Source organism: Sorangium sp. So ce367, assembly GCF_051520455.1.
In the GTDB taxonomy this organism is placed as follows: domain Bacteria; phylum Myxococcota_A; class Polyangia; order Polyangiales; family Polyangiaceae; genus Sorangium; species Sorangium cellulosum_B.
Genome location: NZ_CP150334.1, coordinates 853,504 through 868,718, shown reverse-complemented (window position 1 = coordinate 868,718; position 15,215 = coordinate 853,504). Strand labels below are relative to the sequence as shown.

Annotated in this window: 11 protein-coding genes; 2 read left to right on the top strand and 9 right to left on the bottom strand. The window is 70.2% G+C overall.

The features are described 5' to 3' along the window. Positions 1-603: 603 nt before the first annotated feature. The gene (locus WME97_RS03285; protein ID WP_437549462.1) at positions 604-1,038 is read left to right on the top strand and encodes a DUF6918 family protein; all 435 of its coding nucleotides are present in this window, start codon (positions 604-606) and stop codon (positions 1,036-1,038) included. A 103-nt stretch (positions 1,039-1,141) separates the two neighbouring features. On the opposite strand, the gene WME97_RS03280 is transcribed toward WME97_RS03285, so the two are convergent. From WME97_RS03280 to WME97_RS03270, 3 genes are all read right to left on the bottom strand, one after another. Next, complete coding sequence (locus WME97_RS03280) at positions 1,142-2,458, bottom strand: hypothetical protein (protein WP_437549461.1); 1,317 nt, start codon at positions 2,456-2,458, stop codon at positions 1,142-1,144. A gap of 10 nt (positions 2,459-2,468) precedes the next feature. Next, positions 2,469-4,556 (bottom strand): elongation factor G, encoded by a 2,088-nt coding sequence (gene fusA, locus WME97_RS03275; RefSeq protein ID WP_437549459.1) that lies wholly within the window; start codon positions 4,554-4,556, stop codon positions 2,469-2,471. A 176-nt stretch (positions 4,557-4,732) separates the two neighbouring features. Beyond that, positions 4,733-5,200, bottom strand: a complete 468-nt coding sequence (locus WME97_RS03270) for a Tudor-knot domain-containing protein (RefSeq protein ID WP_437549458.1) — start codon at positions 5,198-5,200, stop codon at positions 4,733-4,735. Between the two features lie 237 nt (positions 5,201-5,437). On the opposite strand from WME97_RS03270, the gene WME97_RS03265 reads away from it, so the two are divergent. After that, the gene (locus WME97_RS03265) at positions 5,438-5,938 is read left to right on the top strand and encodes a YchJ family protein (protein WP_437549456.1); all 501 of its coding nucleotides are present in this window, start codon (positions 5,438-5,440) and stop codon (positions 5,936-5,938) included. Between the two features lie 82 nt (positions 5,939-6,020). Here the strand turns inward: WME97_RS03265 and WME97_RS03260 are convergent, their stop codons facing one another. From WME97_RS03260 to WME97_RS03235, 6 genes are all read right to left on the bottom strand, one after another. Continuing rightward, positions 6,021-7,262 (bottom strand): patatin-like phospholipase family protein, encoded by a 1,242-nt coding sequence (locus WME97_RS03260; RefSeq protein ID WP_437549454.1) that lies wholly within the window; start codon positions 7,260-7,262, stop codon positions 6,021-6,023. Further along, positions 7,259-8,221: a CPBP family intramembrane glutamic endopeptidase gene (locus WME97_RS03255; RefSeq protein ID WP_437549452.1), complete on the bottom strand. Its 963-nt coding sequence runs from the start codon at positions 8,219-8,221 to the stop codon at positions 7,259-7,261. Before WME97_RS03255 ends, WME97_RS03260 begins: the two co-directional genes overlap by 4 nt. Next, the gene (locus tag WME97_RS03250) at positions 8,218-9,900 is read right to left on the bottom strand and encodes an L-aspartate oxidase (RefSeq protein ID WP_437549451.1); all 1,683 of its coding nucleotides are present in this window, start codon (positions 9,898-9,900) and stop codon (positions 8,218-8,220) included. The genes WME97_RS03255 and WME97_RS03250 overlap by 4 nt, the downstream gene beginning before the upstream one ends. A 1,264-nt stretch (positions 9,901-11,164) precedes the next feature. Then, positions 11,165-11,770 (bottom strand): PP2C family protein-serine/threonine phosphatase, encoded by a 606-nt coding sequence (locus tag WME97_RS03245; RefSeq protein WP_437549449.1) that lies wholly within the window; start codon positions 11,768-11,770, stop codon positions 11,165-11,167. A 1,321-nt stretch (positions 11,771-13,091) separates the two neighbouring features. Next, positions 13,092-14,525 (bottom strand): hypothetical protein, encoded by a 1,434-nt coding sequence (locus WME97_RS03240; protein ID WP_437549447.1) that lies wholly within the window; start codon positions 14,523-14,525, stop codon positions 13,092-13,094. A 176-nt stretch (positions 14,526-14,701) separates the two neighbouring features. Continuing rightward, complete coding sequence (locus WME97_RS03235) at positions 14,702-15,073, bottom strand: hypothetical protein (RefSeq protein ID WP_437549446.1); 372 nt, start codon at positions 15,071-15,073, stop codon at positions 14,702-14,704. Positions 15,074-15,215: the final 142 nt, after the last annotated feature.

The following is a 15,215-nucleotide window of genomic DNA, read 5'->3' as shown; positions in this document are numbered from 1 at the left end:
CATCGTCGCTCCGTGGCACCGAGGGCGCGATCGATCGCCGGAGCGGCGGAGGAGGCCGGCTCGATCGCCGGCCGGCGCCTCCCGCCGGGGGCGCTGCCGCACCCCTCCCGTGCGCACGGAGCATCGCACCGCCGCAGACGCTGCACTCGAGCGCAGCCCCGCCGCGCGCGTCGCTCGACACCGTGGTGACGATTCCGCAGATTTCGCAGGTAACGTCCATGAGCCCCCCGCAGGCCTCGCGACACGACAGCGGCGAGCGCCCGCCACGCCAAACTGTGATTCAAATTACATCTTGAGTATGGCGCGCGAGGGGCGGCCATGCATGCGGTCTCCGCGCGGCATTTCCGAGAATCGAGCGCGTGACGGCGTTGCAATGCCATCCCGGACGGTCGACATCGGCCGAGAGCCGTCCTGGACCGAAGGTTTCCCAGCTGGGCGCTTGCGATGCCGGCCTTCGGGCCGCTGTGGTAAGAGCCGCGCTTCGATGTGGTCGGGAGCGGACCACCGGTCCGCTCGACGTGGTCGCCGCTCCCTGCCGGGGGTCACGCTGACATGGGTCTGGGGGCCGCGACCGGCCTCCGAGTCGCCCGGAGGAGTTCGAGAATGGGTCTCAGCGAAACGCTGCTCGATGCGAACAAGAAATCCAAGGTCGTCGCCGACTGTTGCACGCTGGTCGACGAGGAGGTGGCTTCGAAGAGCGGACTCTCCGGCCTGGCGGTCAAGGCCGGCTACGCGGCCGTGAAGGGCATCAAGCCCGGCTTCATCCAGCAGGTGGTCGAGAAGCTCCTGCCCGAGTTCGCCAAGAAGCTCGATCCCATCTGGACCGAGGCCGCGAGCAGCGGCAACCCGAGCTCCTTCTTCACGTCGAACCGCTCGCGGATCGCCGACGCGCTCCTCAGCATCACCGACGAGAAGGCGAAGTCGTCGTCGAGCGGCGTGGTGCGCGGCACCTACGAGAAGCTGCGCGGCTCAGCGAAGAAGAACGTCGAGGAGGCGGTTCCGCGCCTCGCCCAGCTGATCCAGAAGCACTCAGCCTGAGCGGCTCGGCGCAGCAGGCCCGCTTCGCGCCGGCCTGCTGCGCGCCGCACCGAGGCGCCCCCGCGGCCGCGTGCGCGGCGGAGGGCGCCCCTGCGATCGGCTCTCAGCCAGGCTCGCCGAAGCTGCGCGCGAAGAGGTCGCGGATCGCGTCGCGGCCGGCGTCGTTGAGATCCTGCGTGCCGATGCCGGCGAAGTTCTCGCAGGTGATGCTCGGCTGCCGCGCCATCTCCCAGGCCGAGCCGCTCCAGCGGAACCAGCCGCGCTTCTCCTGATCGTAGACGAACAGCTGCTTCTTCCAGAGGCGCGCGAGCTCCGCGCCCCAGCCGGTGCCGCCGCGCACGGTGCCGTCCTCCTGGAGCGTGCCCACGACGAAGACCTGGCTGGCCGCGTTGATCTGGTGCCAGATCGTCTGGAGGATGTTGCGCACCAGCGGGATCTCGCTCAGCACGCGGCCGAGGCGCCGCGACACGTAGACGAGGCTGAAGTCGCCCTTGCGCAGCTCGTCGTCCCCCAGCACGACCACGCCGCGCTGGCGCTCGAGGAGCCGGTGGCCCTCGAAGCTGTAGTTCAGCTCCTGCACCCCGTACCGCTCGGCGCACGCCCCGAACTCGGCCTCGGCCCCCTTGGCGCCGCCCGAGTGCACGCGGAAGGTCCGCGGGTCCTTCGGCCGCTCCGAGGGGGGCCGCACGTCCTCGTCGATGACGCGCATCGAGTGGGGATCGAGCCGCAGGTGGAGATCGGCGAGATCCTTGTTGCCGTGGTCCTTCAGCAGCCGCAGGCGAACCACGTCGCGCTCCGGCTGCAGGTAGACGACCACGTTGAGGTGCCGCTCGACCTTCTGGAGCGCGGCAGGCAGCTTGCCGGGAGGGCCCGCCTCGTCGACCTGGGCCGCGACCCAGACCTCGGCGGAGCGCTCCTTCGCGAGCCGCCCGAGCGCCTCCATCGCCTGCTCCGACGCGACCGCCACGTCGAAGCCGTCGACGATGATCACGTCGGGCTCGAAGTGGGCGACGCCGCGCGCGAACGCCACCGTCTCGAGCATCTTCTCGACCCACAGGCGCGCCGCCTCTTCCGGCGCGTCGGCCGACGCCTTCACGTGGCCGAGGTGCGAGTAGATCTGCCGGTGCCGCTCGACCTCGAGCCGGACGGCCTCCGGCTCCTCGAGCCGCATCGACTGCGCGAGATCGTGGAAGATCTCGTCGTAGTACGCGCGGACGTGATCGACCGCGTTCTCGTGCGAGATGTGGAGCACCCGGCGATCCCGCAGCAGATCGTCGAGCGCGATCTGCACGAGCAACGCCGTCTTGCCCACGCCGGGCCGGGAGACGATGACGCCGACGTTGCCGCGACCCAGCCCGCCGTGCATCGACCCCTCGAAGACCCGCATGGGGCTCCGCTCGTTTACCTCTTTGCGGTACATGCCGACCCCCTCACTTGGCCTTCTTCGCCTGCTCTTCCCGGTATTTCTTGATGAGCTCCTCACCAAGCGCCGCCGGAAGAGGAGCATAGCGCGAGAACTCCATCGTGAACTCGGCTTTGCCCTGGGTGGCGGAGCGAAGGACCGTCGAGAAGCCGAACATGTCGGAGAGCGGCACCTCGGCCTCGACGCGGCAGAAGCCGTCTGCCTCGGTCGAACCGACGATGATGCCGCGCCGCTGCATGAGGATGCCGACGATGCCGCCCTGGTACTCGCTCGGCCCCTCGCAGGCGACCTTCATCAGCGGCTCCAGGATCTGCGGGCCCGCCTTCGGGTAGGTCTCGCGCCAGGCGCCGCGCGCGGCCTCCTGGAAGGCGATGTCGGACGAGTCGACCGCGTGGGCCGCGCCGTCGTTCAGCGTGACCGACACGCCCGTGACGGGCGCGCCGATGAGCTGCCCCTTGGCGAGCATCGACACGAAGCCCTTCTCGACCGCCGGGATGAACTCGCGCGGGATCGCGCCGCCGACGACCTGATCGTCGAACCGGAACGGCGCCTCCGTCCACGGCTCGATGAAGCCGCCGACCTTGCCGTACTGACCGGAGCCGCCGGTCTGCTTCTTGTGCGTGTAGTTGAAGTCGACGCGGCGCGTGATCGTCTCGCGGTACGCGACGCGCGGCGGGCTCGTGACCACCTCGGCCGCGTACTCGCGCTTCATGCGCTCGATGTAGACGTCCAGGTGGAGCTCGCCCATGCCCTGGATGATCGTCTCGCCGCTCTCCGGATCCGCCCCGACGCGGAAGGTCGGGTCCTCCTTGGTGAAGCGGCGCAGCGCCTTCGACATGTTCGCCTGGGCCTTGTTGTCCTTGGGCGTCACGGTGAGCGAGATGACGGGGTCGGGCACGTGCATCGACGTCATCGCGACGCTCAGGGTCCCGTCCGTGAAGGTGTCGCCGGAGTTGCAGTCGATGCCGAACATCGCGACGATGTCGCCCGCGCCCGCGGAGTCGATGTCCTCCATCTCGTCCGCGTGCATGCGGACGAGCCGGCCGACCTTGTGGCGCTTGCCCGTGCGGGTGTTCGTGATCTCGCCGCCGCGGGCCAGGTTGCCCTGGTAGACCCGCAGGTACGTGAGCTGGCCGAACCGCCCGTCCTCGAGCTTGAACGCGAGCATCACGAGCGGCTTCTCCGAGTCGCTCGACAGGACGACCTCGGCCTCGTCCTTGTCGAGATCCACGGCCTTGTTCGTGATGTCGGCGGGCGTCGGCAGGTAGCGGGTCACGCCGTCGAGCAGGACCTGCACCGCCTTGTTCTTGTAGGCCGACCCCATCATCACCGGGACGATCTGGAGCTTCACGGTCGCCTCGCGGATCGCCTTCTGGAGGAGCTCCTCGGTGACGCGCTCCTCGAGGATCGCCTCCGTGAGCTCGTCGGAGTACATCGAGAGCGCGTCGAGCATCTCCTCGCGCGCCGTCTTCACCTCGTCGGCCATCTCGGCCGGGATCTCGCCGACGACGATCTTCTCGCCGTTCGCCCCCTCGAACCGGTAGGACTTCATCGCGATGAGGTCGACGACCCCCTCGAACTTGTCCTCGAGCCCGATCGGCAGCTGCAGCAGCACCGGGTTCAGGTTGAGCTTCTCGCGCAGCTGCGCGCGGACCCGCAGCGGGTTCGCGCCGGCGCGGTCGCACTTGTTCACGAACGCGATGCGCGGGACGCCGTAGCGGCGCATCTGGCGGTCGACCGTCAGCGACTGGCTCTGCACGCCGGCGACGGCGCAGAGGACCAGGATCGCGCCGTCGAGCACGCGCATCGCGCGCTCGACCTCGATCGTGAAGTCCACGTGGCCGGGCGTGTCGATCACGTTGATCTGGTGCCCGTTCCAGAAGCAGTGCGTGGCCGCGGACTGGATGGTGATCCCGCGCTCGCGCTCGAGATCCATCGAGTCCATCTTCGCGCCGACGCCGTCCTTGCCCTTGACGTCGTGGATGGCGTGGATCCGCTTGGTGTAAAAGAGGATGCGCTCGGTCAGCGTTGTCTTGCCCGAATCAATGTGGGCGCTGATCCCGATGTTGCGCAGCTTGGACAGTTCGCTGATCACAGAAGGCTCCCCGCCGCGCACCCGTGAGGGCGTGCCCGTGGAGGGCGTGCGGCACGCATCGAACGTCAGCCAGGCGGCGCACTCTTGCGATCGCCCAGTCAGAAATTCGGCGCGGCTCTTAATTCGGCCCCATGGCCAGCGCCAGGGGGAAAATGATCGCGCGTGAACATTTCACGCTACTTGGCTTGAATCCTGGAAAGCCCGACCGTCTCGTCCCACTCGGATCCGTAGCCGTCGTAGTGGATGCGGTAGCGCTCCTGCCCCACGATGCCGGTGACGACCGCCGGGTACATCTGCCCGTGCCACTCGACGCGGACCCTGTCGCCGATCTTGTAGACGTTGGTCTGCGACGCCTGCAGCCCCTTGCTCCGGACCTTCGGCGGCGGCGGCGGGTGGACGACGTTGCCCTCGACGAGACCGCGGATCCGTTCACGAGGTACAACTTCGTCCCAGATGTCGTCGTACCCCTGGTAGTGGATCTTGAACTTCGTCGGACCCAGGACCTCGATGACCTCGGCCGGGTAGACGTTCCCTTCCCACGTCACGAGGACGTGATCCCCGATGGCGTATTGGCGCTTGCAGCCCCCCAGAACCAGGGCGAGGGCCAGCAGGAGGGCCGCGGCGTGAGCGCGCGCTGCGGGCATAACTTCCCGCTCGCCTTACCGTCCTCGCCGGCGCCCCGCAAGAGGCTTCGCTCAGGGACGCGCGCGGGTCGGCGCTGGACGGCGCGACGGCGCCGGGCCACGCCATGCCGTGCCGGGCCATCCTGCCGCAGGCCGCGCCATGCCGTGGTGCGCCGTCCTGCCGCACGCCCGCCGCGCCCCGTCTAGACGCCCCCCCAGGGCGCTGCAACGGGGCACGAACCCGTGTAGAGAACGCCCATGACCCGAGATGTTCGTCCTGGTACGGGGACCCTCTCCCGCCCGTGCCCGTGCGGCTCGGGGCGCTCGTACCGCGAGTGTTGCGCCCCCTGCCATCTGGGCGATCGCGAGGCGCCCGACGCCGTGACGCTCATGCGCTCGCGGTACGCCGCCTTCGCCGTCGGAGACACCGCCTACCTCTGGCGGACGCTGCACATGGGCCACATCGACCGCGGGCGCGACAGGGACCAGGTGCTCCGCGAGCTGAAGGTGACGATCCACCACCACCGGTACCGGGGCCTCCAGATCCTCGACAGCCTGCAGAGCGGCGACTCCGCGTCGGTGCTGTTCCTCGCCAAGATCTTCGAGGCAGGCGTCGATCGCTCGTTCGTCGAGCTGTCGGATTTCCTCCACGACGGCGAGGGCTGGCGCTACCTCCACGGCGTCGCCATCCCGCGCGCCCGCATCAGCGTCCCGCCCGACGAGCTGACGATCGCCCGGTTCTCATCCCTCGCCAGCTGACCGGCCTCGCCGGCCGAGCGGGCGCTCGGGCGGCTGATGCGCCCTGGGCCCGCTGACCAGGCCCTCGGGCGGGCGATGCGCCTCAGCCAGCCGACAGGCCCGACGCGCGGGCCTCGTGCCACCCCATCGCCTCGACCACGGCGCGGTTCTTGTCCATCCACACCGCGATGCGCTCGCGCGTCGTCCGGTAGGCGTACTCCAGGATGGCGCGCCGCGCGCGCAGGTTGGCGGGGTTGTGGAGGAACAGCAGCGCGTCGTTCTGCGCGGGCTCGAGCACGAGGACCTGCATCTTGCCCTCGGCGTGCGCGCGCCCCACCGCCTGGTGGAGCCGCGCGTGCGCGCCGATCCGCATCGCCTGGTTGAAGATCCAGAGCATGCCCTTGTCGCGCACGCTCTCGCGCACCCCGTGCCCCGTCGGGACGGGGCGGTGCGCGGTGGAGACGGGCACGAGCGGGCTCACGACGATCGTGAGCTCCACGCCGGCGGCCTGCGCGAGATCGAGGTGCGCCACGTGGCCCAGCCCGCCGTCGAGGTAGTGGCGGTGCTCGACGCGCACCGGCGAGAAGAACAGCGGGAGCGCGAGCGACGCCGCGCAGGCGAGCGACACCGGGACGTGGTCGAACCCCTCGGCGCCGAAGACGACGCGCTCGCCCGAGTCGAGGTCGTGCGCCGGGATGCGCAGCGTCCGCGGCATCGCGCGGAACGAGTTCGGGATGCCGCGCCTCAGGAAGAACTCGCCGAGGAACCGCTCGTAACGATCGAGCTGGAAGAGCCCCGCGGGGAGCGAGTCGTTGAAGCGATCGAGCTGCTCGAACAGGTACTGCTGCGCCGGCGCGTTCGGGGTCGCGTCGCCCCGGGTCGTGAGCCGGACGATCGCGTGGCGGAGCGCGACCAGGCTGGTGCTGAGCGCGCGCCGCCACTCGCCGACGTCGAGGTGGAGGAGGTGGCTGCGCTCCAGCGGGAAGAAGTTGTCGACCGGATCGAGCAGGGCGCGGTAGAGCCGCTCGATCGGGATGCCGCCCGCCAGGGCCGCGGCGACCGCGGCGCCGCTGCCGTGCCCGAGGTAGAGCGAGAAGCTCTGGTTGTCGATCCCCTCGACGCCGTCCTCGAGCGCCGCGAGCGCACCGATCTGGTAGAGCGCGCCCGTCAGGCCGCCCCCTGGCAAGCAGAGGCTGACCCGCGCTCGCTTCGCCCCGGCGCGCGGGGCGGCGCGGCCCTCGCCGCTCGCGTCCACGGTCCCGGACGAGCGGCCCTCGCCGTCCCCCGCTGCGATCTGCGCGGCGCGGCTCTCGCCGCCGCCTTGGCTCCCGAACGCCGGCATCATGAGAGGTCCTTTTCCCTCGCGCGGGCCGCCCCCTCGGCGCGACGGCCGAGGACGCAGGCGAGCGCGGTCAACACGAGCGCAGAGGCGGAGCTCACCGCCACGAGCCACACCGGGCTCGCCGCGGCGTCGGGCAGCGCGGCGCCGGCGGCCGAGGGCGCGCCGTCGACGGCCCCAGCGCCCGCCGCGGAGAGGAGCGAGAAGCACTGGATGGCGTTGTAGGTGCCGTGGAGGAGGATGGACGGCAAGAGCGAGCCGCTCGCGACGCGAAGGACGCCGAGGGCCGCGCCGAAGATCCCGATCGGCAGGAACTTCTGCCACCCGACGTGGGCCACCGCGAAGAGCGCGGCCGTGATCGCGATCACGAGCGGCGCGCGGTGCGTCCAGCGCAGCGGGCGGGCGAGCGCTCCCCGGAAGAAGACCTCCTCCAGCGCGGGGCCGAGCACGATGAAGATGAGGCCGAGCGCGGCCCGCTCGGGCGCGCTCGCGTCGACGAAGACCCGGACGAGCTCGGCGTCGTCGATCCCCGACGGCCAGCGCGCCTCGATCGCCGTGTAGAGCGCGGCGATGGGCCCCTCGAGCGCGAAGCCGAGCGCGATCGCGAGCGGATAGAACGCCACGTGCGTCCCGCGCAGCCCGAGGAACTGCCGGATCGACGCGCGGGGCGCGTGCACCTGGAGCACGCCGAAGAGCCCGAGCAGGTACGCCGCGGCCTGGCACGCGAAGCTGCCGATGACGTCGAGCTTCGGCGCCGCCCGGAACGAGCCCGCGCCGTCGAGCGCCGGCTCCATCCGGAAAGAGGAGATCAGGCCGAGCAGGAACAGGAACAGCGCGGTGACGCCCACGGTCCAGCCGATGGCCCCGGGGATCGACATCGGTCGCTCCTCGCCGCCTTGCCGGACGAGCGGACCGGGCCCTCCGCCGCTCGGCGGAGGGTCGGGGGTGCCGTGCAGATCGCTCATCGACCTCGCAGATAAGGCAGGACGCCCCGCTTCACGACCGTGTCCGTGCCGAGGCGATCGCTCGTCTCCGGGTAGTCGATCGTCGTGTGCAGCCCCCGGCTCTCGTGCCGGGCGGAGGCGCAGCCGACGATGAGCTCGGCCACGGTGGCGATGTTGCGCAGCTCGAGCAGATCCCGGGTGACAAGGTGCTTCCAGTAGTACTCGCGGATCTCCTCCTGGAGCAGGGAGATCCGCCGGGCGGCGCGCCGGAGGCGGGCGTCCGACCGGACGATGCCGACGTAGTTCCACATGGTGCGGCGCAGCTCGTCCCAGTTGTGGGCGACGACGACCTCCTCGTCGCTGGCGACCGCGTTGCCGACCTGCCACTCGGGCACCTCGGGGAACGGGCTCTGCCGGAGCTCGGCGATCTGGGTGCCGAGGCGCGCGGCCGCGCGCTGGCCGAAGACGAGCCCCTCGAGCAGCGAGTTCGAGGCGAGCCGGTTCGCGCCGTGCAGCCCCGTGCACGTGCACTCGCCGATCGCCCAGAGCCCGGGGATCGTCGTCCTGCCGTAGAGATCGGTGGTGATCCCGCCGCACATGTAGTGGGCGGCCGGCACGACGGGGATCGGCTGCGCGGTGATGTCGATGCCGTAGCGGAGGCACTGCGCGTGGATGGTCGGGAAGTGCTCGCGGATGAAGCTCGCGGGCCGGTGGGTGATGTCGAGCAGCACGTAGTCCGAGCCGGTCCGCTTCATCTCGAAGTCGATGGCCCGCGCCACGATGTCGCGCGGCGCGAGGTCCTTGCGCGGATCGTGGCCGGCCATGAAGGCCGTCCCGTCCGGCAGCCGGAGGATGGCGCCCTCGCCGCGCAGCGCCTCGCTCACGAGGAAGCTCTTTGCCTCCGGGTGGAACAGGCACGTCGGGTGGAACTGGTAGAACTCCATGTTCGCGATCTCGGCGCCTGCCCGGTAGGCCATGGCGACGCCGTCGCCCGTCGCGACGTCGGGGTTCGTCGTGTAGAGGTAGACCTTCCCTGCGCCGCCGGTCGCGAGCACGGTCGCCCGCGCGAGGTAGGTCTCGACGACGTGCGGCTTCGAGGCTGGCCGGTGCCGGGGCGCTGGCCGCTCCGAGTCGCGCGGCCGCGGCCTGCCCTGGTTCAGCGCGGCGTCGGTCTCGTCGAGCACGTACGCGCCGGCGCAGATGTCCGGCCCCCCGAACCGGGAGAGCGGGATGAGGTCGATCGCCGTGTGGTGCTCGGCGAAGCGGATGTTCGGGTTCTGCCGGGCCTGCTCGAGGAGCGCGCGCTCGATCTCGAGGCCGGTCGCGTCGGCGGCGTGCACGATCCGCCGCGCGGAGTGCCCCCCTTCGCGCCCGAGGCGCACCTGGCCGTTCTCGTGATCGAACTGGGCGCCCCGCGCGATGAGCTCGCGCACCCGCTCGGGCCCCTCCCGCGCGCAGATCTCGACGACCACCTCGTGACAGAGGCCGGCCCCCGCCTCGAGCGTGTCGGCGATGTGCGCCTCGGGGGAGTCGTCCGGGGCGAAGACCGCGGCGATGCCGCCCTGGGCGTACTTCGTGTTGGACTCGTCACGCGCGCGCTTGGTGACGATGATCACCTCGCCGTGCTCGGCCGCCTCGAGCGCGAAGGTCAGCCCAGCCACACCGCTACCGATGACGAGGAAATCGGTCGTTATCGCCACGGCCAGGAGGGTAGCAGGAGCGGGGCGCACGGAGGTAGGCCGTGGTGCGCTTCCTGCGTGCGACGGCGCTTCGGCCAGGCGTTCGGGCGGGAGGCCGGCGTGGCCGGGGGGGAGAGCCGAGCGCTGGCGTGAGCCTGCGCGAGGTGTGGGCGCGCGCACGGGCTGATCGCGCTCATGGAGGAGCGCCTCGGCCGTTGTCGACGCGCGCCGGGGCGCACGTCGCGCGCTCCGGCTCGCAGCGCGAGTTCATGAGCGCAGTCCATCCATCAGAAGCCGCGACTCGCGAAGACGCGACTCGCGCAGCAACTCGCGAGACGCAGCGAGGATGCCCGAGATGCGGTGTTCTGGCACGACACGACAGGTTCCCGGAGAGCACATCAGAGCCAGGGTCCCCCACACCCTCTGGTCGACTCGCTCGATCCAGACCCTTCGTGAAGGGGCCTCTCGCTCAAGAGTCCTCGCTTCTGCGGTGCACCGAGGGCACGAGCATCAGCTTGGGGCGACGCATGCTTTGCGCTTTAGGGCCACCTGCCGGGCGTGAGTTCTTCGCCCACAAGAGGCTCTGCGACGCGGGCAGTCTGGGCCCTGACGGCGGCGCAAGCTCCTCCGCTGCCGCCTCTTCGCGAGCGGCCCGCTCCGCGATGCAGTGCATACAATACTTCTCAGGATCCCAGTCGATGTCCTCGAGACCCAGCCTCCGTACCCACATCCGCTCCCACTCCCCCATCTTGCTCAAGCTGGGGCGCTTACCAGAGGGAGGGGGGTCGTCTCCGCGGGACCTTCGGCGCTTCGGCATGGGACTCCTTGAATTTGGGCGGCGCCCATTCTGCCGGCAACGAATGAGCTCGCCAAGGGGTTTCTTCGAATCAGCGTTGCCGTTTTGCCGAGTTACGTTCAGCCCTCCGAAATTGCCACGAAATCATACCGTCTCTCATTTTTTCTGAAGCGCTCGCCGCGATCAGCAGTCCAGCGGGCTCTGCTCGCCGCTCCACCCCTTCGCCGGGCAGTCCGCCGAAGCCGCGGGGTCTGCCGCTAACTCCGCTCGCTCCGGCGCCCGGCCTGGCTCCCGGGAAGATCGCCGCCCCGCCCTTCGCGCCACGACGTTCCCCCCAAGAACGCTGCCCACCCCCGGCCCGTGCTCGGCCCTCCGGGCCTGCGCGCGGTCCGCCCCTCCCAAGTCCCGCGCTTCGCGCGGGACGGGAGGGGCCGCCTCGCCACAGCCTCGCTGCGCTCCGGCGCTTCTGCGCCGCTCCTCCTTACGAAGTCAACCCACAGACCCCGCCACACGTGCCAGGACGCACATTGCCTGCTCGAGCTCGCCGTTCTCATGAGCGCACTCCATCAGCAGGCTCGCCGCCAGGCGCAGCTCACGGTGCGCTGCGAGGATGCCGGCGATGCGCTGCTCGGACACCGAACCCCAGAGGCCCCCCGAGCACGCCAGGAAAATGTCGCCCGGCTCCGTGTTCTCGACCTGGGCCGTCACCTCCACCGCTGCGTCGCAGCCGAGCGCGCGAGTGGCCGCGCTGGCGAGTTGCCTCAGCACGGCTGCGGCATCCGGCGAGATGGATCCGTTGAACGCCCCACCGTCGGGCGCCGCAACCTCACGCGTTCGCGCCTGCAGCTTCCCCCCACGGAACCGGTAGATGTGCATATCGTCGGCGTAGGCGATATACGCCGCCCCTGGCGCGAGGAGTACACCGGCGAAGCTCACCTGCACGCCGCTCGGTCGCGGCCCCAGACGTTCGTCCTCGGAGCGGCCTGTTCGACGCGGGCTCATCATGAGCCGCACTTCGTCCTGGCACTGCGGCGCAATCATCTCACCAGCACCAAGGTCGTCCACGCAGTCTGCCTCGACAGCGGGATGCACCATCTCGATCGCCGTGCGGGAGACGACCTCTCCGCCAGGCCGGCCCGTGACCAGGAAGAGGCCCAGGCAAGGCAACTCCCCGGAGCGCTCCTCGTTGCTCGCACGACGCCTCGACACAAGGGCCTCCGCCCCTGCCTCGATGGCGAGCGTTGGACGCACCATCCTCCACCTCGCATGCTCGTCGCAAGGACGAGCCGAGTCAGCGCGCACCACGCTCGCGGTGCGCCGGTCTCCTGTTCTGTCGCCCAGCGCGCTGCGCCGCCGCCGTGCGCCCTCTCGGCGTGCTCAGGTCGTCAGCGGCTGCTCGATCGAGCTGGGAGCTCGCGACGGGACATCTCGCTCAAGCGCTCAAAAATCGTCGCGCACGAGACGCGCCAGTCGCACCATCTTCAGCAGCAGCCGCCTGCAGCGGCCCTTGCTACGCCTGCTTCGCCTACCCGCCCTCGGTGGAATCTTCTCCCACCCAGGGCTCAGTCGCAGCTTCGGTCGGTTCCCCGACCTTGCGGCAAGCTCCTCCATCACCGCTTCCCAGGCCGCTCGCTTCGCGATGCAGTGCTCGCAGTGCAGCTCGGGGTCCCACTCCACATCCTCGAGGCCCAGCCTGCGCACCCACATCCGCTCCCACTCCCCCATCCCGCTCGGGCTGGGGCGTCTTCCGGAGGGAGGGACATCGTTTCCACTGGAATTCCGGCGCATCGGCAGGGCGCTCCTTGGATCGAGCGGCGCGCATACTGCCGGTCACGAAAGAGCTCGCCAAGCGTTTTCGTCCAGAAATCGATATCTTTCGACTACTTACGCGAAGCCAGGCCGGGGCGTCACAAGATCGTACGGTCGTCCTCACTTTCTCCACCGCTCGCTGGTGGCAGCGGTCCAGCGGGCGCTGCTGGGCGCCGTATCTGTCGCCTGCGGGAGGCGCGTCGCCCCCCTCGATCGCGCGTCGCGCGATCGTCGGGGTCGCCTCCGCCACGCTTGGCGACGGCAGGCGGCACCAACGACGAGAGCGCCCGCTGCCTCGTCGCTCACTTACGGAAGTTACTGCTCCACCGCCGCTGTGCCTCTCTTGCATCCGCATCGGCGGCACGACCGACCCCGCAGGCGGCTGTTCCCCCACCGGCACGCCGGCCGCGCGCACTCGGCCCGCTTGCGCCCCTCCTTCTTCACGCCCCCCGTCGCCAGCAGTTCGCTCTTCATCGGTGCCATCGCAAGCCCCACGTCCGCTCTTGTCTCCTCTTCAGCTCAGCTGCTCACAAACCGCAGCGCTCATGACTCCACCGACTGCATCACCTTGAGACCCGCAGAATTCTCATGCAATGAGACCTTTTTCTCACTGCCCGCAGCTCTCGTTTCCACCGAAGCTCCAGCACGCAGCGCTCACACCGGGCGTGCCGGCGTTGTCGCCGAACCCGAGCTGCCCGCCGTCGCCCGCCGCCCCCTCCTTGAAGTCCTTCAGCTCCACCGCCGCGTTCGGCGCCGCGGCGTAGGCGATTCCCACCGCATGGCCGCCTCGACCGCCGCCGCCAAGGCCGCCGCGGCCGCCCGTGCCGCCACGACCACCATCGCATCCGGAGCCACCAAGAGGCGCAGCGTCACCTGCGGTCCCGCCACTGCCCCCGCTGGCGCCAGGTCGTCCGAGTCCGCCCTTTCCTCCGCTGCCCGCCTTGCCCACGGCGACGGTCACCTCGGTCAGTTCCAGCTTCGTTCCCAGACTGAGGATGCCGATGCTCGATCCGCCGGCTTGACCGCCGCCTCCTCCTTTGCCTCCGCAGCCGCCGGCTCCGCCGCCGCCGCCGCTGGCGCCAGTAGCCTCCACGGGGCTCCTCGGGTTTCCGCAATAATACCCCGCCTTCGCGCCGCCGCCTCCGCCGCCTCCTTGGCCTTTCTTGCCGGTGATGCCGGGGGCGCCGTCGCCGCCGGCGATGCCCGTGAGAGCGAGGGTGGTGGCGCGACCGGCGGGGCCGTGGGTGTCGGAGGCGCCATCGCGGCCGGGTCGGCCCTGTTCGCATTCGCCCGTCGCCGTTTGGCCCATGCCGCCGAGACCCGGGCTGTCGGGGAGGATCGGGTCGGGCAGGGGGGTTCCGGCCTGGCCGGGCCGGCCGTCCTCGTCACCCATGCCTGGGATGCCGCCGAGGCCGCCTTCGCCGCCACGGGTCTCGCCGTCTTCGCAGAGGGTGACGCCGGGGTCGCCGCCATAGACGGACACATCGATAATGCACGCAAAGGAAGCTGTATTCGTCGACCCGCTCGCCCCTGTGTACGGCCGTTCGATCGGTATCTTGCCGTCCGCGCCATCCATCCCGTCGCTTGCGGTCACCTCCACCTGCGCCAGTTCCGCCCCGATGTCCGCGACCGCCACCCCGATCGACGACCCGCCCGCCTTCGTCGCACTCGCGGCGCGCACCGCGAAGCTCCGCACCTTTGTGCCGTTCGCTCCCTCCCCCAGCGTGAGCGCGATCTGATCCGGCGGCCCCTCGATCGCGCTCCGCGCCGCTTCGCTCCACGTCCACGCCGCGTCGCAGTCGAAGCCGCCGATCACCTCCACCCCCGCTTCGATCGTCACGCTCTCCGCGAACGCTCCGCTCGTGCACGCCAGCACCCGCTTGCCGTGGGCGTTCGCGATCGCCTCCGCGAGCGAAGCGTACGGCTTCTCCTTTGTCCCCTCCCCGCCAGGTGCCGCGTTTGCGCGCGCGAACACCGCGCACTCGTCCGTCACCGCGCTCGCATCCTCGGTCGGATCCGGCTCGCATGCGGGGTTCGGCACACCGCCACCTGTGCCATCCCACAGCCCGCGGTGATGGTCGCACGACAGGGTAACCTCGCAATCCTCTGCGACGTTGCTCCACACCGTATCGCAACCGACGGTGCAAACGACCAGCCCCAAGGAACACAGCTGCCCGCGAACTCGATTCCTCTTCATTGCAACCTCGTTTCGGCTCTTCACCATACCCACTGAACCTCAATCCCCCCGTAACCGATGTGCGCTTCGGGTAGAGCACGCACCTTGCCTGACGCCTTGGTCCCCGAAAGCGGCCACAGCGCATAGGTCGCGGCTGCGATGGCCAGCACGCCCGATGCTGTATACGCCACGGTCGCTGCACGCCCGAATGTGTCGACGCGGAAGGCGGTAGTCCGAAGCTCAGAGCACGCCTGTTGGTATCTGGGCGGCACATCCGGGCAGCCACCGCCGGCGTTGAGGATTGCATTGGCCTGCGCGCGCCCATCCTCGCTCGCGTTGTTCGACGCCACCGTCATCCCGATCCCCACGCCGAGCCACACCGCGCTCGCCGCCCCCATCGTGATCACCGGCACCCAGTTCCTCTTGTCCGGCAGCGGTCGCGGTTCCATCAGCACCGCCGGCGGCCCAGCCACGAGCCCAACGACCCCCGCCCCCGTCGTGCCCCCGCCCCCCTCTGTCGTCGCTCCCGCCGCCGTCGGTTCCTCGCTCTTCGCC

Bases quoted from the DNA above. Each gene is read 5' to 3' on its own strand.
- WME97_RS03285 (WP_437549462.1), top strand. From the start codon at position 604: ATGGGTCTCAGCGAAACGCTGCTCGATGCGAACAAGAAATCCAAGGTC.
- WME97_RS03280 (WP_437549461.1), bottom strand. From the start codon at position 2,458: ATGTACCGCAAAGAGGTAAACGAGCGGAGCCCCATGCGGGTCTTCGAG.
- WME97_RS03270 (WP_437549458.1), bottom strand. From the start codon at position 5,200: ATGCCCGCAGCGCGCGCTCACGCCGCGGCCCTCCTGCTGGCCCTCGCC.
- WME97_RS03265 (WP_437549456.1), top strand. From the start codon at position 5,438: ATGACCCGAGATGTTCGTCCTGGTACGGGGACCCTCTCCCGCCCGTGC.
- WME97_RS03260 (WP_437549454.1), bottom strand. From the start codon at position 7,262: ATGATGCCGGCGTTCGGGAGCCAAGGCGGCGGCGAGAGCCGCGCCGCG.
- WME97_RS03255 (WP_437549452.1), bottom strand. From the start codon at position 8,221: ATGAGCGATCTGCACGGCACCCCCGACCCTCCGCCGAGCGGCGGAGGG.
- WME97_RS03245 (WP_437549449.1), bottom strand. From the start codon at position 11,770: ATGGTGCATCCCGCTGTCGAGGCAGACTGCGTGGACGACCTTGGTGCT.